This is a genomic window from Limnospira sp. PMC 289.06, from assembly GCF_032350395.1.
In the GTDB taxonomy this organism is placed as follows: domain Bacteria; phylum Cyanobacteriota; class Cyanobacteriia; order Cyanobacteriales; family Microcoleaceae; genus Limnospira; species Limnospira platensis.
This window is the reverse complement of record NZ_JARPLC010000431.1, coordinates 1-617: the sequence shown is the minus strand read 5'-3', so window position 1 is coordinate 617 and position 617 is coordinate 1. Positions and strand designations below refer to the sequence as shown.

General features: G+C 49.3%; 1 protein-coding gene. It reads right to left on the bottom strand.

All coding sequences use genetic code 11. The features are described from left to right. Nucleotides 1-617: Rpn family recombination-promoting nuclease/putative transposase (locus P5674_RS25610; protein WP_315670464.1), on the bottom strand; the 617-nt coding region annotated here is incomplete at both ends.

Below are 617 nucleotides of genomic sequence, written 5' to 3'. Positions count from 1 at the left end.
CCCTTCTGCAACACATCCCGATAAAACCGGGTATCCTCAAGCCTAACCTGGGTAATATCCAACATTTCCCGTATCTCCTCCAAGCTCAACTGTGGAAACTTACTCACCAGTATACTTTCTACCAAATCCAACCGTCGCCGAAATACCTCCTCACTCGCCTCAACATTCAACAAATCACGAGCGCTTTGTGGGGTTTCCGACTCCGGCAATACCAACAACCGCAACAACGCCAAATTCGGACTCAAATCCGACCGACCAATCAAGTCTTCGAGATAAAGCCTTTCCACCAAATTATCTAATAGCAGGCGATAGGGAGTCTCCACCCCAAACCCCTGGCTGCGACTGGAGAAAATCAATAGCCCCCGCCAAGGTCGGCTCACCTCATATTGTCCCAGATACATAAACACTTCCCGAAAAAAGCGGCCATAGAATCCCCTATCAGGCTGCATTTGCGCTTCCACGAACACCAAGGGCAAATCTGGGTTATCATCCCCCACAGGGGTAAATAAGCCATCAATACGCTGTTCCTGTTCTTTGACCACCGGAGCGCTATAATCAAATTGGCAGTCCATGGGAATGCCAGGAACTAACTCAGCAATCAGTTCCGGTTGCCATAG